The organism is Amycolatopsis sp. NPDC059027 (genome assembly GCF_042739735.1).
In the GTDB taxonomy this organism is placed as follows: domain Bacteria; phylum Actinomycetota; class Actinomycetes; order Mycobacteriales; family Pseudonocardiaceae; genus Amycolatopsis.
Map to the genome: position 1 here is coordinate 20,802 of NZ_JBHYIK010000012.1, position 20,347 is coordinate 41,148.

The 20,347-nt window shown below is 69.9% G+C and carries 17 protein-coding genes and 4 tRNA genes; 13 read left to right on the forward strand and 8 right to left on the reverse strand.

Going from position 1 to position 20,347, the window contains the following annotated elements; all coding sequences use genetic code 11:
* Positions 1 to 108: 108 nt before the first annotated feature.
* The 4 genes from ACFWY9_RS10615 to ACFWY9_RS10630 form a co-directional block, all read right to left on the reverse strand.
* Positions 109 to 183: transfer RNA gene (locus ACFWY9_RS10615), tRNA-Val, on the reverse strand.
* 1 nt (position 184) lies between these two features.
* Positions 185 to 255 (reverse strand) — tRNA-Cys (locus ACFWY9_RS10620).
* Between the two features lie 23 nt (positions 256 to 278).
* Positions 279 to 351, reverse strand: a tRNA-Gly gene (locus ACFWY9_RS10625).
* A gap of 138 nt (positions 352 to 489) precedes the next feature.
* Complete coding sequence (locus tag ACFWY9_RS10630) at positions 490 to 915, reverse strand: SsgA family sporulation/cell division regulator (protein ID WP_005159130.1); 426 nt, start codon at positions 913 to 915, stop codon at positions 490 to 492.
* A 385-nt stretch (positions 916 to 1,300) separates the two neighbouring features.
* On the opposite strand from ACFWY9_RS10630, the gene ACFWY9_RS10635 reads away from it, so the two are divergent.
* The 5 genes from ACFWY9_RS10635 (at position 1,301) to ACFWY9_RS10655 (ending at position 7,112) form a co-directional block, all read left to right on the forward strand.
* Positions 1,301 to 1,372 (forward strand) — tRNA-Val (locus ACFWY9_RS10635).
* A 732-nt stretch (positions 1,373 to 2,104) separates the two neighbouring features.
* Complete coding sequence (locus ACFWY9_RS10640) at positions 2,105 to 3,637, forward strand: sugar transferase (protein ID WP_378338709.1); 1,533 nt, start codon at positions 2,105 to 2,107, stop codon at positions 3,635 to 3,637.
* Between the two features lie 161 nt (positions 3,638 to 3,798).
* Complete coding sequence (locus ACFWY9_RS10645; RefSeq protein ID WP_378338710.1) at positions 3,799 to 4,404, forward strand: malonic semialdehyde reductase; 606 nt, start codon at positions 3,799 to 3,801, stop codon at positions 4,402 to 4,404.
* A 114-nt stretch (positions 4,405 to 4,518) separates the two neighbouring features.
* A complete protein-coding gene (gene thrS / locus ACFWY9_RS10650; RefSeq protein WP_378322421.1) occupies positions 4,519 to 6,579 on the forward strand; it encodes a threonine--tRNA ligase in 2,061 nt (686 codons plus the stop codon).
* Entirely contained in the window at positions 6,576 to 7,112 is a 537-nt protein-coding gene (locus ACFWY9_RS10655) for an HIT family protein (RefSeq protein WP_378322422.1), read from the forward strand. The genes thrS and ACFWY9_RS10655 overlap by 4 nt, the downstream gene beginning before the upstream one ends.
* 420 nt (positions 7,113 to 7,532) lie before the next feature.
* Here the strand turns inward: ACFWY9_RS10655 and ACFWY9_RS10660 are convergent, their stop codons facing one another.
* Positions 7,533 to 8,081, reverse strand: a complete 549-nt coding sequence (locus ACFWY9_RS10660; RefSeq protein WP_378322423.1) for a YceI family protein — start codon at positions 8,079 to 8,081, stop codon at positions 7,533 to 7,535.
* A gap of 114 nt (positions 8,082 to 8,195) precedes the next feature.
* On the opposite strand from ACFWY9_RS10660, the gene ACFWY9_RS10665 reads away from it, so the two are divergent.
* The 6 genes from ACFWY9_RS10665 to ACFWY9_RS10690 all read left to right on the forward strand — a co-directional run bounded on the left by ACFWY9_RS10665 (position 8,196) and on the right by ACFWY9_RS10690 (position 12,679).
* Positions 8,196 to 8,726, forward strand: a complete 531-nt coding sequence (locus ACFWY9_RS10665; RefSeq protein ID WP_378322424.1) for a MarR family winged helix-turn-helix transcriptional regulator — start codon at positions 8,196 to 8,198, stop codon at positions 8,724 to 8,726.
* A 99-nt stretch (positions 8,727 to 8,825) separates the two neighbouring features.
* Positions 8,826 to 9,467, forward strand: a complete 642-nt coding sequence (gene pgsA / locus ACFWY9_RS10670; RefSeq protein ID WP_378338711.1) for a phosphatidylinositol phosphate synthase — start codon at positions 8,826 to 8,828, stop codon at positions 9,465 to 9,467.
* Complete coding sequence (locus ACFWY9_RS10675) at positions 9,464 to 10,375, forward strand: phosphatidylinositol mannoside acyltransferase (protein ID WP_378322426.1); 912 nt, start codon at positions 9,464 to 9,466, stop codon at positions 10,373 to 10,375. Before pgsA ends, ACFWY9_RS10675 begins: the two co-directional genes overlap by 4 nt.
* 25 nt (positions 10,376 to 10,400) lie before the next feature.
* Positions 10,401 to 11,546 (forward strand): glycosyltransferase family 4 protein, encoded by a 1,146-nt coding sequence (locus ACFWY9_RS10680; protein WP_378322741.1) that lies wholly within the window; start codon positions 10,401 to 10,403, stop codon positions 11,544 to 11,546.
* The gene (locus tag ACFWY9_RS10685; RefSeq protein ID WP_378322428.1) at positions 11,543 to 12,025 is read left to right on the forward strand and encodes an NUDIX hydrolase; all 483 of its coding nucleotides are present in this window, start codon (positions 11,543 to 11,545) and stop codon (positions 12,023 to 12,025) included. The genes ACFWY9_RS10680 and ACFWY9_RS10685 overlap by 4 nt, the downstream gene beginning before the upstream one ends.
* 144 nt (positions 12,026 to 12,169) lie before the next feature.
* Positions 12,170 to 12,679, forward strand: coding sequence for an XdhC family protein (locus ACFWY9_RS10690; protein ID WP_378338712.1), 510 nt, complete (start codon positions 12,170 to 12,172; stop codon positions 12,677 to 12,679).
* A 10-nt stretch (positions 12,680 to 12,689) separates the two neighbouring features.
* Here ACFWY9_RS10690 and ACFWY9_RS10695 read toward each other — a convergent pair whose 3' ends face one another.
* On the reverse strand, positions 12,690 to 14,798 hold the full coding sequence (locus ACFWY9_RS10695; RefSeq protein WP_378338713.1) for an elongation factor G-like protein EF-G2: 2,109 nt from the start codon (positions 14,796 to 14,798) through the stop codon (positions 12,690 to 12,692).
* Positions 14,799 to 14,972: 174 nt separating this feature from the next.
* Between ACFWY9_RS10695 and ACFWY9_RS10700 the strand changes: the two genes are divergently transcribed.
* Positions 14,973 to 16,427, forward strand: coding sequence for an FAD-binding oxidoreductase (locus tag ACFWY9_RS10700; protein WP_378338714.1), 1,455 nt, complete (start codon positions 14,973 to 14,975; stop codon positions 16,425 to 16,427).
* Between the two features lie 105 nt (positions 16,428 to 16,532).
* Positions 16,533 to 17,447: a pyridoxal 5'-phosphate synthase lyase subunit PdxS gene (pdxS, locus tag ACFWY9_RS10705; RefSeq protein ID WP_378322432.1), complete on the forward strand. Its 915-nt coding sequence runs from the start codon at positions 16,533 to 16,535 to the stop codon at positions 17,445 to 17,447.
* A 60-nt stretch (positions 17,448 to 17,507) separates the two neighbouring features.
* Here pdxS and ACFWY9_RS10710 read toward each other — a convergent pair whose 3' ends face one another.
* Positions 17,508 to 19,712, reverse strand: a complete 2,205-nt coding sequence (locus ACFWY9_RS10710; RefSeq protein WP_378338715.1) for a penicillin acylase family protein — start codon at positions 19,710 to 19,712, stop codon at positions 17,508 to 17,510.
* Between the two features lie 57 nt (positions 19,713 to 19,769).
* Entirely contained in the window at positions 19,770 to 20,342 is a 573-nt protein-coding gene (locus ACFWY9_RS10715) for a helix-turn-helix domain-containing protein (RefSeq protein ID WP_378322434.1), read from the reverse strand.
* Between the last annotated feature and the right edge of the window lie 5 nt (positions 20,343 to 20,347).

The following is a 20,347-nucleotide window of genomic DNA, read 5'->3' on the forward strand; positions in this document are numbered from 1 at the left end:
CGGGCGGGGGGGGGGGGGGGGGGCCCCCCCCCCCCCGGGTCAGCACGCACCACGAGCACGGGAAAGGGGCGCCCCGAAGGGGACGCCCCTGAACAGCACAAACCCGAGTGGTGCGCGATACTGGGATTGAACCAGTGACCTCTTCCGTGTCAGGGAAGCGCTCTCCCGCTGAGCTAATCGCGCGAGGTGGAGACGGGATTCGAACCCGTGTACACGGCTTTGCAGGCCGTTGCCTCGCCTCTCGGCCACTCCACCGTGCAAGGCTCGCGAGCCTTCCGAGCGGACGACGGGATTCGAACCCGCGACCCTCACCTTGGCAAGGTGATGCGCTACCAGCTGCGCTACGTCCGCACTTCCGCGGATCCAGGCTTCCGGCTCAAGACCTTCGGTCTTGTTTCCTGCCCCGTCTCCGTGGTGTGTAAGTACATTATCGGACCCGGAAAAACCGCCCGACACCGGGGTGTCATCTCGCCGTCGCGGGCCGGTTGATCAGGCCAGATCGTTCGGGATGAGGTGGGTGAGCGCGTCGTCGACGTCGACCCACAGGTGCTCGTTGCCCGGCAGTACGACGTCGTAGGTGCGGTCGAGGAAGTCGGCGAGCTCCTGGGCCGACGCCTCGAACATGGCGTGCCCGGAGGGGGAGTTGAGCTCGATGAGCACGGACTCGGGATCCTCGACCGAGGGACGGATGCGGACGTCCCCGTCACCCGCGTCGGCGAGCAGGCCGTCCGCGAGGAGGTCGCGCGCGTAGACCCACTCGACCCAGCCGGCCCGGCCGGTGCGGAAGGCGGCCACGACCGCGTAGGGGTCGCGGGTGTCGTAGCGGAGCTCCACCTTCACCGGAACCGCGGGAGTCCGCGGCGCCAGCAGGTCGAAGACCGCCGTCGAGCGGAGGGTCACGTGATCGTTGCGCATCGTCCTACCTTTCGTCTCCCTTCCCGGCCCGGCCGACCGAGGACGATGATGAGACGCGCCAGGAGGCCGATTCGATCGCGGGTTCTCCGGAGATCACCCGTCTGGGGTCATCGGCCCCTGTGGCGCTCGTCAACGTCCACGACGCGCAGCCTTCGCGTGCGCCTGCGGGCAGGCCACACGTACATACTGCGCGGTTTAGCCGCCGTGCGATAGCACCGTCGCACGGACGCCGATCGGCGCGTCGGGCGGCCCCGAGCCCGGATGACCTCCGTTAGCTCGGGGTTGTTCGCTCCGTACCTGCGGTTATGCGGAGGGTGGTCGCTTTGAACCACCCGTTTGCAGGCCCCCAAAAGTCGTGTTGTAGAGTCTGTTTCACACCGCGAGGGGGCGATTAGCTCAGCGGGAGAGCGCTTCGTTCACACCGAAGAGGTCACTGGTTCGATCCCAGTATCGCCCACCCCCACAAAGGCCCTGGACCTGCGAGTCCAGGGCCTTTGTCGTTTCTGCGGCCACCCTGCCTCGTCCGGGTTTCCTGCCCTCGACGGCTCTTCCGGCCCCGGCGCCGGGGGCGCGCCCTTCCTGCCGGGCGTACGGCCTGGAGCGGGTGATGTGATCCTGCGCACTCCTTCTCCCCGGGTGCGGTCCAGACCACTGAGAGCGCCCCTCCGTCGCCGTGGCGGCGGTCACGCCGGGTCGCGTCCGTATCGCGGGAGGTGGCTCGCCGGGGCGGGGTGGATCTGTGACGAAAAGGTGTCGTGGTGACAGGTTTCCGGAAAGTGTCACCGGACGGTTACCGGCCACCTTCCGCGCGCCGCGGCGTTCCATTGTGGACGGCCGGGAACTCGATCGTCCACAATGGAAGGTCGAGGGACGGGTCGCGGCGCGTGGTCGGTTAGTCTCTCGCATTGTGGTCGCGGTGAATTTTCCTGCTACTTTCAGTAGTTATCGGCGGGGATACGTCTTACTCCGAGTTGTCATCATCCCGTTATATTGACGCCATTCTTTCGCCGGGACGACCCTGGGGATGTGGCAGAAAATCCTTGTAACGAAGCGTCGAGAGGCGCCGATACCTTGGCGAGCGTCGCTCGTTGGGCGCCCGGACGGGATGAGTGCCGATTACCCGGCGCAATCATTCTCGTTCACGCAGAGTGCTGACGGAGACCCTATTTCCCTGGTTCCGGGAGGTCTGATGGAAGAGTCGGTGCGGCCTTCGTCCACAGTTCGGACACCGCCGCCGCACATCGACCTCCAGGCTGTTCCGCGTCCGGCGGAAGAGATGGCACAGCCCGCCGATGTGCTCGAACCCGGCACGGCGCCGCTGTCGAGAACAATGCCCGCGGCATGGGAAAGACGGTACTGGGCCTGGGTGGTCGGCAGTGACGTTTTCGCGGTCGCGCTGGTGATCGCCGTGAGTGCCTACATCATCGATCGGGTCGCCCCGCACGACATGCACGCGTTCGGCACCGCCGCCGCCGTCCTGTGCTCGCTGCCGCTGAGCCGCGCGTGGAGCCAGCGGGTGCTCGGCGAGGGGGCGGAGGAGTACCGGACGCTCGGGCGCGGCCTCATCCTCGCCGCGGTCGTCGTCGCCTTCGGCGGTCTGCTGTTCGGCGCGCTGGAAGTACAGCCGTGGGTGTTCATCGTGGTGCCGGCGATCGCGCTCGTCGCCTTCCCGCAGCGGTACGTGCTGCGCCAGGTGCTGCACCGGCGCCGCCGCCACGGCCGCTGTCTCCTGCCGGTGATGGCCGCGGGGAGCGCGGACACGGTCGCCGACCTGATCGAGCGCACCCGTAAGGAGGCGCACGTCGGCTGGCGGGTCGAGGCGGCGTGCACGTCCGGCACCGGCGCGGAGCGTGACAGCGGGGAGATCGACGGTGTCCCCGTGGTCGGCAAGCTCGACGAGCTGGCGCGGCACGTCCGCCGCGGTGGTTACCGGGTCGTCGCGATCACCGCGGACCAGTACTGGAGCCCGCGACGGCTGCAGCAGCTGGCCTGGGATCTGGAAGGCACCTCGGCCGAGATGGTCGTCGCTCCGGTGCTGATGGAGGTCGCCGGCCCCCGGCTCAACGTCTCCGGTGTGCTCGGCATGCCGTTGCTGCGGGTCGCGGCGCCGAGCTTCAGCGGCGGACGCCGGGTGGTGAAGGAGATCGTCGATCGCTGTGGTTCGGCCTTCCTGCTGACGCTGCTTCTCCCGCTGCTGCTCGTGATCGCGGTCGCGGTCAAGCTCGGTGACCGTGGCCCGGTGATCTACCGTCAGCGCCGGGTCGGCCGCGACGGCGCGACGTTCACGATGCTCAAGTTCCGCACCATGGTCACCGACGCCGACCGGATCCGCGCGGCGCTCGAAGCCGACAACGAGGGCGCCGGGCCGCTGTTCAAGATGCGCCGGGACCCGAGGGTGACGCGGGTGGGCGCGATCCTGCGGCGCTACTCGCTCGACGAGCTGCCCCAGCTGATCAACGTGCTCACCGGCCGGATGTCGCTCGTCGGCCCGCGCCCGCCGCTGCCGGAGGAGACGGAGAAGTACGCGCCGGACGCGCGGCGCCGTCTGCTGGTGAAGCCGGGGCTCACCGGGCTCTGGCAGGTGAGCGGCCGCAGCGATCTCACCTGGGCCGAGAGCATCCGGCTGGACCTGCGCTACGTCGAGGACTGGTCGCTGGCACTGGATCTGGTGATCCTCTGGAAGACCTTCCGCGCCGTGGTGTTCGGCCAGGGAGCCTACTGACGCCACGCCTCGTTTTCCCCACGCGGCCGCCGTTTCCCGACCGGGACGGCGGCCGTCGTCGTTTCCGGTTGTGATCCACCGCATATCCGGCCGCGCGGGAAATAGTGAAACGCTCAACTATGTTGGTCATGGCAGACCGGCGAGTGAAAGGAACCAGCCCCATGACCACCACCGAGACCGCCCTCCAGCTGCCTGCCGACGTCCAGGACCTGCTGTTCCGCGAGGCGCGCACGGCGAACAGCTTCAGCGACGAGCAGGTCACCGACGAGCAGCTCCGCGCGATCTACGAACTCATCAAGTGGGCGCCGACGTCGATGAACACCCAGCCGCTGCGGGCGCTCGTCATCCGTACCGACGAAGCGAAGCAGCGTCTGCTGCCCCTGATGTCCGAGGGCAACCGTGCCAAGACCGAGGCCGCCCCGCTGACCGTCGTGCTGGCCGCCGACGTCGACTTCCACGAGAACCTGCCCCAGCTGTTCCCGCACTTCCCCGGCGCCAAGGACGTCTTCAGCGAGGAGCCGGGCAGGGTCGAGGTCGCGAAGCTGAACACCTCGCTGCAGATCGGCTACTTCATCATCGGCGTGCGCGCCGCCGGGCTGGCCGCCGGCCCGATGACCGGTTTCGACGCCGAGGGCGTGGACAAGGAGTTCTTCGCCGACCGGCCGTGGAAGTCGCTCGTCGTGGTGAACATCGGCAAGCCGGGCGAGAACCCGTGGTTCGACCGCCTGCCGCGGCTGGCCTTCGACGAGGTCGTCGAGTCGCTCTGACCTGCGTGTTGTCCCTCGCGTAATGCGGATGAGGCCGGGCACCGGCGGCAGATAACATGACGGAGATGTCAACAGCAGTTGGCATCTCCGTCATCCGTCTCCGAGGAGCCGACCGTGTCCCAGCAGCCCCCAGTTTCCGTCGTACCCGCCGCGCGCGTGGTGGTACCGGCGGGCACTACGGCCGGGGCCGCGGTCCGCGAAGCGGGATTGCCGACCAAGGGGCCGGACACCGTCGTCGTGGTGCGCGACGCCGAGGGCAAGCTGCGGGACCTTTCCTGGGCGCCGGAAGCCGGCGCCGAGGTCGAGCCGGTCGCGGCGAGCACCGAGGACGGCCGCAGCGTCATCCGCCACTCGGCGGCGCACGTGCTCGCCCAGGCGGTGCAGCAGCAGTTCCCGGACGCCAAGCTCGGCATCGGGCCGCCGGTGAAGGACGGGTTCTACTACGACTTCGCCGTGGACACCCCGTTCACCCCGGAGGACCTGCAGGCGCTGGAAAAGCGCATGAAGCAGATAGTCAAGGGCGCCCAGCAGTTCTCCCGCCGCGTGTTCGACTCCGTCGACGAGGCGAAGAAGGAGCTCGCCGACGAGCCGTTCAAGCTCGAGCTCGTCGACCTCAAGTCCGAAGTGGACACTTCCGAGGTGATGGAGGTCGGCGAGGGTGAGCTGACCATCTACGACAACCTCGACCCGCGCACCAAGGAGAAGGTCTGGGGCGACCTGTGCCGCGGCCCGCACGTGCCGACCACGAAGTTCATCCCGGCGTTCAAGCTGACCAGGGTCGCCGCGGCGTACTGGCGGGGGAGCGAGAAGAACCCGCAGCTGCAACGGATCTACGGCACCGCGTGGGAGTCGGCCGAGGCGCAGGACGCCTACCTGGAGCGGCTCGCCGAGGCAGAGCGGCGTGACCACCGCAAGCTCGGCGCGGAGCTGGACCTGTTCTCGTTCCCGGACGAGATCGGCTCCGGGCTCGCCGTGTTCCACCCCAAGGGCGGCATCATCCGCCAGGAGCTGGAGGACTACTCGCGGCGCCGCCACGTCGAGGCGGGCTACGAGTTCGTCTACTCGCCGCACATCACCAAGGGCACGCTCTTCGAGACCTCGGGGCACCTGGACTGGTATCGCGACGGCATGTACCCGGCGATGCACCTGGACGCCGAACTGGACGACGAGGGCAACGTCCGCAAGCCCGGCCAGGACTACTACCTCAAGCCGATGAACTGCCCGTTCCACGACCTGATCTTCCGCTCGCGCGGCCGGTCGTACCGGGAACTCCCGCTGCGGATGTTCGAGTTCGGCTCGGTGTACCGCTACGAGAAGTCCGGTGTGGTGCACGGGCTGACTCGCGTTCGCGGTATGACGCAGGACGACGCGCACATCTTCTGCACCCCCGAGCAGGTGCCCGGTGAGCTGAAGTCGTTGCTGGACTTCGTGCTGAACCTGTTGCGCGACTACGGTCTCGACGACTTCTACCTGGAGCTGTCGACCCGCAACGACGAGAAGTACGTCGGCACCGACGAGATGTGGGCCGAGGCGACCGAGGTGCTGCGGGTGGCCGCCGAGGACTCCGGGCTGGAACTGGTGCCGGATCCGGGCGGCGCGGCGTTCTACGGCCCGAAGATCTCCGTGCAGGCCAAGGACGCGCTGGGCCGCACCTGGCAGATGTCGACCATCCAGCTGGACTTCAACCTTCCCAAGCTGTTCGAACTGGAGTACACCGCGGCCGACGGCTCGCGGCAGCAGCCGGTGATGATCCACCGCGCGTTGTTCGGCTCGATCGAGCGGTTCTTCGGGGTGCTCACCGAGCATTACGCCGGTGCGTTCCCGGCGTGGCTTTCGCCGGTGCAGGTGGTCGGCATCCCGATCACCGCCGATCAGGTGGAGCACCTGCAGGGTGTGGAGAAGGCGTTGCGCGCCAAGGGAATACGCGCGCAGGTCGACGCGAGTGACGACCGGATGCAGAAGAAGATCCGCACCCACACCACGCAGAAGGTGCCCTTCATGCTGCTGGCCGGGGCGAAGGATGTGGAGGCGGGCGCGGTCTCGTTCCGGTTCCGTGACGGTACCCAGGTCAACGGCGTGCCCGTCGCCGACGCGGTCGAGGCGGTCGCCGGCTGGATTGCCCGCCGGGAGAACAGTTCGCCCTCGGCCGAGGCGCTGGAGACGATCCTTCGGTGAGTGCGGCGGAAGGTCCCGATCTCGTCGAGCAGGACGGGATCGGGGTCCCGGACGCCTTGCAGCGGCTGTGGACCCCGCATCGGCTCGCCTACGTCCAAAGTGGAGTGAAGGCGGACGAGGGCTGTCCATTCTGCACACTGCCGGCGAAGGATGACGAGACCGCGCTGATCCTGGCGCGCGGGGAACTGGTGTACGCGGTGCTGAACCTGTATCCGTACAACCCCGGTCATCTCATGGTGGTGCCCTACCGGCACATCCCGGACTACACGGACCTGACGCCGGAGGAGACGCGCGAGTTCGCGGAGTTCACCCAGCACGCGATGCGCGTCGTGCGCGCGGTTTCCGCCGCGCACGGGTTCAACATCGGGATGAACCAGGGCGTCGTCGCCGGGGCCGGGATCGCCGCGCACCTGCATCAGCACGTCGTGCCGCGCTGGGGCGGGGATTCGAACTTCATGCCGGTGGTGGGTCACACGAAGGTGCTGCCACAGCTACTCGGCCAAACCCGGAAGCTCCTCGCCGACGCCTGGTAGGCCCTGGCTCAAGCGCCCCAATGTGGCGTTCGGTGCGTTGGACGCACCCAATGCCACATTGGGGTTTCTCGGTAGGTGCGGGGGGGGGGTGCGGTTTTGCTGGTGGGCGCTTTCCGGGAGCTTGGTGAGGTGGTGAAGGGGTCCTTCACGGCCTGCGGTGGGTCCGGGGATGTGTTGCGAACGCTCCGTTCGGGACGTTCATCGTCGGCAACGGAGCGTTCGCGACATCGGGCGAATCGTGTCGGCTTGTGCGAGGGAAGTCCGAGGGACGCCCTGGGTGCGTCCACCGCACCCAGGGACGCCCTTGTCGCACCCCCAGCCAGCGCACCGAAGGCGTCCTACAACACAACCGGCAACACTCAGGGCCCCAGAAGCCTTAGCGAGAAAACCTCATGGGGCGCTCGGACGCGGGGGCCGGGCTCAGCCCTGGAGGTAGGCCTGCAGCTCGATGTCGATCTTGACCTTCTCGGACAGGAAGGCGTTGCCCTCCGGGCCGATGCCGAAGTCGCGGCGGTTCACCGTCGCGCTGGCGGACACGCCGAGCGTGGTCGCGTTGTTGTTGGCCGGGTTGACGCCGATGCCGTTGAACTCCGCCTCGAGCGTCACCGGGACGGTCTTGCCGCGCCAGGTCAGCTCACCGTCGAGGAGGTAGTCGTCGCCGCCCTCGGCGCGGATCCCGGTCGAGGTGAAGGTGATGGTCGGGTGCTCGGCGACGTGGAAGAAGTCCTCCGCCTTGAGGTGCTCGTCGCGGCCGTCGACGCCGCTGGCCACCGAGGCGGCGTCGATCTCGACAGTCACCGACGACCCGAGGATGTCGTCCGCGGTCACGACGGTGCCGGTGAACGCGGTGAAGTTGCCGCGCGACTTCGCCAGGCCCAGGTGCTTGACGGTGTAGGCGATGTTCGAGTGCGCGGTGTCGATCGTCCACTTGCCGGCGACGTAGCCGGGGATCTCCGTGGTGGCGGTCATCAAGTCTCCAGTGGTTCTACGTGGTGGGTCCAGGTTCGCGCCCATCTGGTTGAGCGCTCAATCGAAGTGTAGCGCTACCTAGTTGAGTCCTCAACTAGAGGTACTATGGGAGCCATGTCCGAAACTCGATGGCTCACGGCGGGGGAGCAGAAGGTCTGGCGCGAATTCGGTCAGGCGATCGCGATGCTCCAGGCGCATCTGGAAGGCCAGCTGCAGCACGACTCGGGCATGCCCTATACCTACTACGAGGTTCTCGTCGCGTTGTCCGAGGCCCCCGGCCGCAGGCTGCGGATGAGCGAGCTCGCCGACAAGCGACGTTCGTCACGCAGCAGGTTGTCCCACGCCGTGTCCCGGCTGGAGGCGAACGGCTGGGTCCGCCGGGAGTCCTGCCCGACCGACAAGCGGGGGGCGTGGGCGGTGCTGACGAAGGAAGGCTTCGCCGCGCTCGCGGAGGCGGCGCCCGGACACGTCGATGCCGTCCGCGAGAGCGTCTTCGACCCGCTGACCGAGGAACAAGTGGCCGCGCTGGGCGAGATCAGCGCCGCGATCCGGCGGCAGCTTTCGCCGCGGTGCGCGGCGGCCGTCGCGGCCGAGGAGGCCGCCGAGTACGCGGGCGAGGTCGTCGAGCTGCCGAAATCCAGCTGACCCCGGCGGGTCGGGGGCGGGTACGCGGGCGTCGCCGGGTGGTGTCGATAGGCTTCGCACGCCCACCCGAACCGGCAGCCAGGTGCAACCAGAGAACCGATGCTCAACATCTTCGCGCGTACGTCCGTTTCCCGCGTCACCGATCCGATCGGCCAGGCGCTGGTCAGGGCTGGGCTGACCCCGAACGTCATGACCGTCGTGGGCACCGCGTGCGCGATGGTGTCCGCGCTGGTGTTCTTCCCGAACGGCATGCTGCTGTGGGGCACGTTCACGGTGTGGGGCTTCGCCATGCTGGACCTGCTCGACGGCGCGATGGCCAGGGCCCGTGGCTACGGGACGCCGTTCGGCGCGGTGCTGGACGCGACCTGCGACAGGCTGGTCGACGGGGCGCTGTTCGCGGCGATCGCCTGGTGGTGCTTCGTCCGCGCGGGGAACGAGCGGGCCGCGGCCGCCGCGTTGATCTGCCTCGTCCTCGCCCAGGTCATTTCGTACGTCAAGGCCCGTGCGGAGGCGTCGGGGCTCGAGGCCGACGGCGGGCTGGTCGAACGGGCCGAGCGGCTGATCATCGCCCTGGTCGGCACCGGGCTGCAGGGCTTCGGCGTGCCGTACGCGGTCGAGGTGTCGCTGTGGCTGCTCGCCGTGCTGTCGGTGGTGACCCTGCTGCAACGGGCCGCGGCGGTGGCCGCGGCCGCGCGGGCGGCGCGGCCCGGTGACGCGCGGCCAGGAGGGGCGCGACCATGACGACGCTGTCCGAGCGGTTGAGCGCGTTCGGCTACCTGACGGCCTGGCGGCTGGCGGGCTGGATGCCGCGTTCCTTCGGCTCGGCGGTGTTCTCGCTCGGCGCGGATCTGGCGGTGCGGCGCGACGGCGGCGGCGTCCGGCAGCTGCGGCGCAATCTCCAGCGGGTGGTGCCCCAGGCGGACGGCAAGGAACTCGACGAGCTGACGCGCCGGGCGATGCGGTCGTACGCGCGCTACTGGTTCGAGACGTTCCGGATGCCTTCGACGGACCAGGCCGAGATCCGCGGAAAGGTCATCGCCACCGGCGCGGAGAACATCGACGCCGCGCTCGCCGAGGGCAACGGCGCGGTGATCGCCTTGCCGCACACGGGAAACTGGGACGCCGCCGGGGTCTGGCTCGCCGGGCACACCGGCGGGTTCACCACGGTCGTGGAGCGGCTCAAACCCGAGTCGCTGTACCGCAGGTTCGTGGCCTACCGCGAGTCCCTCGGCTTCGAGATCGTGCCGCTGACCGGGGACAGCTCCAGCATGCGGGTCCTGCTGAGCCGGTTGCGCGAGAACAAGGTCGTCTGCCTGGTCGGGGACAGGGATCTCTCCGGCAGCGGTGTCCCGGTGAAGTTCTTCGGCGAGCAGGCGCGGCTGCCGATGGGCCCGGCCCGGCTCGCCGCGACCACGGGCGCGGCGCTCATCCCGGCCGGGTGCTGGTTCACCGAGGACGGCTGGGAGGTGCGGATGCACCCGCGCATCCGGGTCACCAACCGGGCCGAGGTACCCGCGGCGACCCAGGCGCTGGCGGACATCTTCGCCGCCGACATCGCCGCGCACCCGGCGGACTGGCACATGCTCCAGAAGTTCTGGCCCGCCGACCTCGAAGCCGCCGAACAGCTCAGTGCCAGCGAAGCGAGCTGACGTGGACTCCCCGCCGGCACACGTGATGAACATCGGCATCGTGTGCCCGTACTCCTTCGACGTACCCGGTGGCGTGCAGGGGCACGTGCTCGACCTCGCGAAGGCGCTGATCGCGCGTGGCCACCGGGTGTCGGTGCTCGCGCCCGCCGACGAGGACGCCGTCCTGCCGGAGTTCGTCTGTCCCGCCGGGAAGGCGCTCGGTATCCCGTACAACGGGTCGGTCGCGCGGCTGCAGTTCGGCCCGGTGTCCTACGCGCGCGTGCGGCGCTGGCTGCGCGAGAACGATTTCGATGTGCTGCATCTGCACGAGCCCGCGGCGCCCAGCCTTTCGCTGCTGGCGCTGATGGTCGCCGACGGGCCGATCGTCGCCACCTTCCACACGGCCACCCCGCGCTCCCGCACCCTTTCCGCGTTCCAGCCGGTGCTGCGGCCGCTTCTGGAGAAGATCACCGCGCGGATCGCCGTCTCCGCCCTCGCCCGTCGGGTCCAGGTGGAGCACGCTGGCGGGGACGCGGTGGAGATCCCCAACGGCGTCGACGCCGGTTTCTTCGCCCGCGCGACCCCGCTGGACGGCTATCCGCGGGCCGGTGGGACGGTCGGGTTCGTCGGCCGGTTCACCGAGCCACGCAAGGGAATGGGCGTGCTGCTGGCGGCGTCGCGGATGCTGCTGGACGAGTTCGAGGACCTGCGGCTGCTCGTCGTCGGCCGCGGTGATCCCGACGAACTGCGCCGGGAGGCGGGGCCCGAGCTGGCGCCGCACATCGAGCTGCTGGGACAGGCCGACGACGAGACGAAGGCCCGCGCGCTGCGCAGTGTCGACGTCTACTGCGCGCCGAACACCGGGGGCGAGAGCTTCGGCATGATTCTCACCGAAGCGATGGCCGCGGGGACGCCGGTGCTCGCCAGCGGCCTCGACTCGTTCCGCCGGGTGCTCGACGACGGAAAGGCCGGGATGCTCGTCGAAACCGGAGACGCCGCCGCGCTCGCGGGCGGACTGCGGGAGCTGCTCGGCGACCCGGCCCGCCGGGCCTCGCTCGCGGCCGCGGCGGGGGAGCGGGTCGCGATGTACGACTGGCCGGTGGTCGTCACCCAGGTGCTGAGGGTCTACGAGACCGCCGTCGCGGCCGACCCTCGCCGGGTCGGCGCCACGGATCGGGAGCCCGCGCGGTGACAGTGCTGGGCTGGCTGCTGCCCGCGGTGGCGGCGATCGTCGTACTGGGCGGGCTGTTCCTGCTCGCGACCGCGAACCGGCTCGACCGGCTGCACATCCGGACCGACGCGGGCTGGGCGGCGCTCGACGCCGCGTTGGCCCGCCGGGCGGTGGTCGCCCGCGCGGCCGCCGCCGTCCTCGGTGAGGACGATCTGCGTACCGCGGCCGAACGCGCCGAATCGGCGGCGCGGCCGGACCGGGAGGCCGAGGAGAACGAGCTGACACTGCGGCTCGCGCGGGTCGACCGGGTCCGCCTCCCCGCCGCGCTGGCCGGGGAACTGACCGACGCCGAACACCGCGTCGTCATCGCCCGCCGCGTCCACAACGACGCCGTCCGCGACACGCTGACCCTGCGCCGCCGCCGCAAGGTCCGCTACTTCGGCCTCGCCGGCACCGCGCCGCTCCCCGAATACTTCGAAATCGCCGAACCCGACCTCTGAACACGCGAGATCTCCGTCTGATCACGCGAGAACGCGATCCGATCACGCGAGGTCTCCGAATCGGGTCCGGCGGCGTTACGTGTGCAGGCGGAGATTTCCCGTGTCTGGATGGAGATCTCGCGTGATCGGGCGGAGACTGAGCGCATGACTGGAGCGGAGGCGTGCGAAGTCGCGCATGGGAAGGCCGAAGCGGAGCACGAGAGGCGGACGCTCGTCGCGGTGTTCGCCTCGCCGGTGGCGCGCTATCTGCTCGCGTACGGTCGCGACGTCGGCTATGACGTCGTGCTGTTCGAGCCCGACGCGGCCCGCGCGACCGATGTGCCGGAGGATTTCGAGACGAGCACGACGTTGCCCGAACTCGACGACACCGCCGACGTCGTCGTCACCGACCACCACCGCCCCGAGCTGGGCCCGGCGCTCCAGACGGCGTTGACCGGCCGGGCCCGCTGGATCGGGGTGCTCGGCAACCCCCGGCATCCCGGCCCGCACGTGGCCGCGCTGAAGGCACTCGGCGTGCCGGAGCCCGACATCGCGCGGGTGCACCGGCCGGTCGGGCTCAACATCGGGTCCCGCACCCCGCCGGAGATCGCGATCGCGACGATCGCCGGGCTGATCGCCGACCGGACCGGACGCCCCGGCGGGTTCGCGTTCTAGGCGTCGCGTGCTACCGGGCGGCGACTCCTTCCGGCATCGGCTCGAACCGGGCGTGGCGCCGGGTGAACGTCGCCGTGCCCGAGGTCATCGAGCGCAGGTCGATCAGGTACCGCAGGAGCTCCGCCGCGGGCACCTCGGCCCTGATCATCGTGCGGCCGCCCTGGCCGGACTCCGTCCCGAGCACCCGCCCGCGCCGGGACGAGAGATCGCCGAGCACCGTCCCGAGGTGGTCGTCCGGGAGGTGGATGGCGACCTCCTCCAGCGGTTCGAGCAGCGTGACGTGCCCGGCGGCGGCCGCCTCGCGCAGGGCGAGGGCACCCGCGGTCTGGAACGCGGCGTCGGAGGAGTCGACGCTGTGCGCCTTGCCGTCGACGAGCGTGACCCGCACGTCGATGACCGGATGCCCGTCGACGAGCCCGCGTTGCAGCTGGGCCCGCACGCCTTTCTCCACGCTCGGGATGAACTGGTGCGGCACCGCGCCGCCGACGACCTTGTCGACGAACTCGAACCCGCTGCCGCGCGGCAGCGGTTCGACTTCGATGTCGCACACCGCGAACTGCCCGTGCCCGCCGGACTGCTTCACGTGCCTGCCGTGTCCTTTGGCGGGTTTCGCGAACGTCGAGCGCAGGCTGATCTTCACCGGTTCGGTGTCGACGTCGGCACCGCCCGCCCGCAGCCGCGAGAGCACGACGTCGGCGTGTGCCTCGCCCATGCACCACAGCACCAGCTGATTGGTCTCGGCGTTGCGGTCCAGCCGCAGGGTCGGATCACCCGCGACGAGCCGGGAAAGGTTGCGTGCCAACGTGTCCTCGTCGCTGCGGGTCTTAGCCACGACGGCGACCGGCAGCAGGGGTTCCGGCATCGCCCACGGCCGCATCAGCAGGGGTTCCTCCGGATACGACACGGTGTCGCCGGTTTCCGCCGAGCCGACCTTGGTCAGCGCGCAGAGATCGCCCGCGACGCAGTACGGGACCTCGCGCAGGTTCGCGCCCAGCGGCGAGTAGAGGTGCGCGACGCGTTCGTCGGCGTCGTGGTCCTCGTGGCCGCGTTCGGCGAGCCCGTGCCCCGAGACGTGTACCGGCCGTTCCGGGCGCAGGGTCCCGGAAAACACCCGCACCAGTGACACCCGGCCGACGTAGGAATCGACCGCGGTCCGCACCACCTCGGCGGCCAGCGGCCCGTCGGGGTCGGCCTTCAGGTCGGTGTGCGGCGCGCCGTCGGGCGAGGTGACGTCGGGCGGCGTGTGCTCCAGCGGCGAGGGGAAGGCGCGGACGATCCCGTCGAGGATCTCGGCCAGCCCGACGCCGGTCTGCGAGCACACCGGGATCACCGGATGGAAGGTACCCCGTGCCACCGCGGTCTCCAGATCGGCGATGAGCGTGTCCTCGGCGATCTCCTCGCCGGCGAGGTACCGGTCCATCAGGGTCTCGTCCTCGCTCTCGGCGATGACGCCTTCGATCAGCTCGTTGCGTGCCTGCTCCATCCTGGCGAGGTCGGCCGGGTCGGGCTCGGCCACGCGCGGTGGGTGACCCGCCGAGTAGTCGAAGTACCGTTGCGTGATCAGGCCGACGAGCCCGTCGCCCGCGGGCAGGTAGAGCGGGAGCACCCCCGCCCCGAACGCCGCCTGGCAGGCGGCGATCTCGGCCGCCGGGTCGGCGCGGTGGTGGTCGAGCCGGGAGACGACGACGGCGCGGGGCATCCCGACGGCGGCGCACTCCTCCCACACCGCGACCGTGGCCGCGTCGACGCCTTCCGCCGCGCACACCACGAACAAGGCGGCGTCGGCCGCGCGGAGCCCGGCGCGCAGTTCCCCGACGAAGTCCGCGTAGCCCGGGGTGTCGATCAGGTTGATCTTGTACCCGTTGTGCAGCACCGGGGCCACGGCCAGCCCGACCGAACGCTGCTGGCGCACCGCGGCGGGGTCGTGATCGCACACGGTGGTGCCCTCCACGACGGAACCGGCCCGAGGCACGGTGCCGGACGCGGCGAGCAGCGCTTCGGTCAGCGTGGTCTTCCCGGAACCGGAGGGCCCGACGAGCACGACGTTGCGGACCTTCGCGGGGTCGTCCACAGCGACGGCGGCCCCGGGATCGGAGTTCCTGCTCTGCTTTTCGGCCATGGCGGCCTCCTCACCGGACGGCTCTGGAACCAGCTGTGTCCCCGATCACACACCCGTGGCCCTGGTCCCGGCAAGGTGAGGGCGCCGGGACCAGCCGAATGGCCAGCTTTCGCGCTATGCTCACGGCTGCTCGCGGAGCGTGGCGGAACGGCTCGGGCGATCTCGGGGGAAGCGATGGCGCTCACCAGGAGGACCTTTCTCGCCGCGGCGGGTGCGGTGCCGGCCGCGGTGGCCACCGGGGACGGGTGGCCCGGCGCGGATCGCTGGGAACGGCTGCGGCGCCGGCTGTCCGGTCCGCTGTACCGGCCCGGCGAACCGGACTACGACACCGCCCGCCAGGGCTTCATGGCGCTGTACGACCGGCGGCCCGCCGCTGTGGCGCGCTGCCTGCGCGCCGAGGACGTCCAGGCCTGCGTCGGGTTCGCCACGGAGTACGGGCTCCCGATCTCCGCGCGCAGCGGCGGGAACAGCTACGCCGGATACTCCACTGTGGACGGTGGACTGGTCGTCGATCTGAGCCGGATGACCACGGTGCGGCCGCGGCCGGACGGGCAGGCCGAGGTCGCTCCCGGTGCCCGGCTGGGCCCCGTCTACACGACGCTCGGCGCCGCCGGACGCCTGCTGCCCGGCGGCACGTGTCCCGCCGTCGCCATCAGCGGGCTGGCGCTCGGCGGCGGAATCGGTGTCGTGGCGAAGAAGTACGGCCTCACCTGTGATCACCTCGTCTCGGCGCGGGTGGTCACCGCGGACGGGCGGCTGCGCACCGTGTCCGCGGCGTCGGAGCCGGACCTGTTCTGGGCGCTGCGGGGCGGTGGTGGCGGGAACTTCGGCATCGTCACGTCCTTCACCTTCCGCACCGTGCCGGTGCCGGACCTGAGTACGTTCCGGCTGGAGTTCCCGCGCGGCACGATGGCGGCCCTGCTGGCGGTGTGGCCGCGCTGGCAGCACGCCATGCCCGACGAGCTCTGGGCGAACTGCGATCTGTTCGGCGACGGCCGGGTCGTCGCGAGTGGCTGCCTGACCGGGCCGGTGGGGAGACTGCGGCCGCTGGTGGACGAACTCGTGCGCCGGGTCGGGACGCGACCGGTGGATCGCACCGAGCGGGAGCGGGACTACCTGGCGGCGATGGCGTACTACGCGGGCTGCACGGATCTCGCCGGGCCGGGCTGCGCGCCGTCGTGGAACGGCGGGGGCGGGGCGCTCGGGCGGGGCAGGTACGTGGCGGCGTCGCGGATGCTGCGGCGTCCGGTCACCGACCCGGACGCGGTCGCGCGCCTGCTGACCAGCGATCCGGCGCTGCACACGATCGTCGACGGTTTCGGCGGCGCGATCGCGGCGGTGCGGCCGGAGGATTCGGCGTTCCCGCATCGCGACGCGCCGGCGAGTATCCAGGTCCTGCGCGACGTCGAGCAGGTGGACGGCGGCGAGGCCGCGGCGCGACGCGCGGTGGGTCTGGTGCGGGACGGGCTGGGGGAGGACGTCGGCACCACCGGGTACGTCAACTACATCGACCCGGAGATGCCCGACTGGGCGCGGGCCTACTACGGGCGGAACCTGCCACGCCTGCGTGCCGTCGCGGGCCGCTACGACCCGGACCGTCTCTTCGCCTTCCCGCAGGGAGTGGACTGACCGCCGAAGTGGACTGGCCAGATAGTGGCCTACTGGCCTGCTTCAGCGGTCCACAATCGGCTTACGCTCGTGGGGTAACCACCGTGTTCCCCGAAAGGTCCAGCCGTGTCTGAAGTCCAGTCCACCCCAGCCGTCCAGCCCGAGACGGGTACCGCCAAGGTGAAGCGCGGGATGGCGGAGATGCTCAAGGGCGGCGTCATCATGGATGTCGTCACCGCCGAGCAGGCGAAGATCGCCGAGGATGCCGGCGCGGTCGCGGTGATGGCGCTCGAGCGGGTGCCCGCGGACATCCGCGCGCAGGGCGGCGTCGCGCGGATGAGCGACCCCGACCTCATCGACGGCATCATCGAAGCCGTCTCGATCCCGGTGATGGCGAAGGCCCGCATCGGCCACTTCGTCGAGGCGCAGGTGCTGCAGTCGCTGGGTGTCGACTACATCGACGAGTCGGAGGTGCTGACGCCCGCGGACTACGCGAACCACATCGACAAGTGGGCGTTCACCGTGCCGTTCGTGTGCGGGGCGACGAACCTGGGCGAGGCGCTGCGCCGGATCACCGAGGGCGCGGCGATGATCCGCTCGAAGGGCGAGGCGGGCACCGGCGACGTCTCCAACGCGACGACACACATGCGGCAGATCCGCGCGGAGATCCGGAAGCTGTCGTCGCTGCCCGAGGACGAGCTGTTCGTCGCGGCGAAGGAGCTGCAGGCGCCGTACGAGCTGGTCAAGGAGGTCGCAGAGAAGGGCAAGCTGCCGGTGGTGCTGTTCACCGCGGGCGGCATCGCGACCCCGGCCGACGCGGCGATGATGATGCAGCTGGGCGCCGAGGGCGTGTTCGTCGGCTCCGGCATCTTCAAGTCGGGCAACCCCGCGCAGCGCGCCGAGGCGATCGTGAAGGCCACGACCTTCCACGACGACCCGGACGTCATCGCGAAGGTGTCGCGTGGCCTCGGTGAGGCGATGGTCGGCATCAACGTCGAGGACCTGCCCGAGCCGCACCGGCTCGCCGAGCGCGGCTGGTAAAGCCACCCAGGTCGATCGAGAGCCCCGTGGACGGTCGTCCACGGGGCCTCCGGCGATTGATCATTCGCCTGGGTGGTAGTTCCGCTCGATATGGCCGTGGAGGTCGTCGGGATGGAAGTAGACGGGCCGGAGGTTGCCGCTCGCGTACCGTTCGACTTGGTCGGTGAAGTGCGGCGAGTCGGGGTGTCCGCTCGCGCCGCCCTCCCGCACCGCCCTGGCACGTAGCCTCGGCCCGAATTCCACGACCGCCACGAATGTGTTGCCACTGGTGCCGTAGAAGCGCTTCGTGGTGCCACCGGACGGTTCCGGCTGGCGTTTCGCCCCGAACGAGGCGAGGGAACCCCACGACCCGGAGACGAAAGGCACCGGGGTGCTCGGTTTCGCGTCGTCGAACTTCTGGTCGATCGCGTCGTCGAGGCGCTGAAAGCGGTTGATCTCTCCCCAGGGCACCTGCCAGCCGCCGAAATCGTGCGTGAGCCGGTCCATCGCGGCTTCCAGCGATGCGAGTCGCTGCTCATCGGTGTCACGTGGCCCCGTGGCCCAGAACACGGCCAGCGAAGTCGCCGTCGAGTCCGTGTCCCAGCGATAGTCCCAGTCACGCAGCAGGCGGATCGGGCCGGCGAGCTTCGCCTTTCGGGGGTTGTCCCCGGGTAGTTTGTTCCACGACTCGACCAGCTGCGGGACGAGACCGCTCACCGGCTCCCCATTACCCGCGTCAGGGGCGAAGGCGGGAATGTGGGAATCGAAGGCGACGTCGCGCAGGGTCTGGGGGGTGAAGACATTCCTCGTTGTCAGCAACTGGGCGGCATGCGGTCCGCGTTCGGTCTCACCGGCTTGGTCGAAGTATCGCGGATAATCGGTGGCTTGGGGGCTGTCCGGCCCGGCGCAGGTCCAGGGCCAGTTGTTCGAGTTGAACACCCAGCCGTTCTCCGGATTCACCGCCCGCGGTAGGTCCTCCAGGCGGTGCAGCCCCTGCCAGTCGGTGGCCGGATCGCTGCCGTCGACGGGTTTCGTGTAGTCGAAGCGATCGTCGCGGACCGGCATGAACTGCGGCATGAGGAAGGCGATTTCCCCCTTCGAGTCCGCGAATATCGTGTTGTTCGAGCTGTTGGCCTTGAATTCCGCCACCCGGATGTATTCCCGGTAGTCCCGCGCCTTGGTGCGCAGATAGCTTTGCTGCAGCGCCTCGACGGGCTTGTTCATCAGCGCGAACGCGATCCACTTGTCGTCCGCCTTGCCCACGATCGGGCCGTGATGCGTGGCGAAAGTGGTGAAGCCGCGCTGGGCCCGCCCGCCATCCGCGGTGCGATAGGTCAAGGTGATCGTCTTCGTCGTCACCGGACGCAACTCGGCGCCGTACCGGTAGAAAAGGCGGCCGTCCGCCGCCCGCACGATCGTCTCGGCGAACTCGTCGACGTTGTCGACGCCGGTCGACGTGTGCATCCAGCCCACGTTCGCGTTGAAACCCTGGTAGAGGAAGAACTGGCCCCAGGTGGCCGCGCCATAGGCGTTGAGCCCTTCGCCGCTTGTCACCTGCTGTTCCGAGCGGAAGTAGAAGGTGGTGTGCGGGTTGATCAGCAGCAGCGCGTGGCCGTCCCGTGTGCGGTCCGGCGCGATCGCGATGCCGTTCGAGCCCGTGGGCTCGCGCGGCGGTAACCCGGGCTCCGCATCGGTGGGCGCCACCGCGTTGTTGTCGTAGAAAGCTTGGAGCCGGGTCAGCGACGCTCGCGTGATGTCACCGCCGATGCTGCCTTCCGTGAAGCTCAGCGCCATCCAGGGCTCGAACCGGGTGATCACGAGCGGACGTACCCCGGGGTGCGTCGCGAGATAGTAGTTCAGCCCGTCCGCCCAGGCCTCCATCAGCTTGCGCAACCAGGCAGGGCAACGCGGATAGAGATCGCACTTCAGTACCTGGGGATCGACGAACAGCCGCTGGCGCAGGTCCTGCCAGATCGCGCTCTCGCCGTTGGCCTCGGCGAGCCGGCCGAGGTTGGTCAGATAGTTGACCTCGATCCGGTTGAAGTCGTCCTCGGCCTGGGCGTACATCATCCCGAACACGGCGTGGGCATCGGTCCTGCCGTGGACGTGCGGGATTCCCCAGTCGTCGCGGGTGATCGTCACCTGCTCCGCCTGCCGACGCCAGCGAGCGAGATCGGGTGGCGGTTGCGCCGGATCGGCCGCCGCGCGGCCGGCCGGCAGGCTCGCCGTGACGGCGGCGGCCGCCGCTCCACCCAGGAACCGGCGTCGGCTCAGTCCTTCGTTCATGCGATGGTCCACCTTCCGCGGGCGTCGTGAGACGACAGACGACAGTGGTGCCGGAATTCAGTTGTATTCGGAGATCTCGACGGCGAAGGTGCCCGGTTCGAGCGCTTCGAAGATGTGCGGCACGTCGGCGGGGTAGCAGATGTAGTCGCCCGGCAGCAGCTCGACGGGGTCGTCCATGATGCCGACCCGCGCGCGGCCCGCGCACAGCACGGTGTGCTCGACGACGCCGGTCATGTGCGGGTCGGAGCGGCGCGGGGTGCCCGGCTCGGCGCGGACGACGTAGACGTCGCGGCGAGCGGCGGTCGGGCAGGCGCTGAGCAGGGTGCAGGCGTAGTCGGCGTGTTCGGCGAACACCGTGGGGCCCTTGCCCGCCCGGATCACGCGGACGCGTGGCCGGTCCGGTTCGACGAGCCGGGAGAACGGGACGTCGAGGGCCACGCCGAGCGCCCACAACGTCTCCACGCTGGGATTCCCGGTGCCCGATTCGAGCTGCGACAACGTGGACTTGGCCAGCCCGGCGCGGCGGGCGACCTCGGTCAGCGACAGCCCGGCGCGGGTGCGCTCGCGGCGCAGGGACGCGGCGATGATCTCCAGCGGTGCGCCGCCGTTGGGCGCACTGTCCTGCGACATGTGTT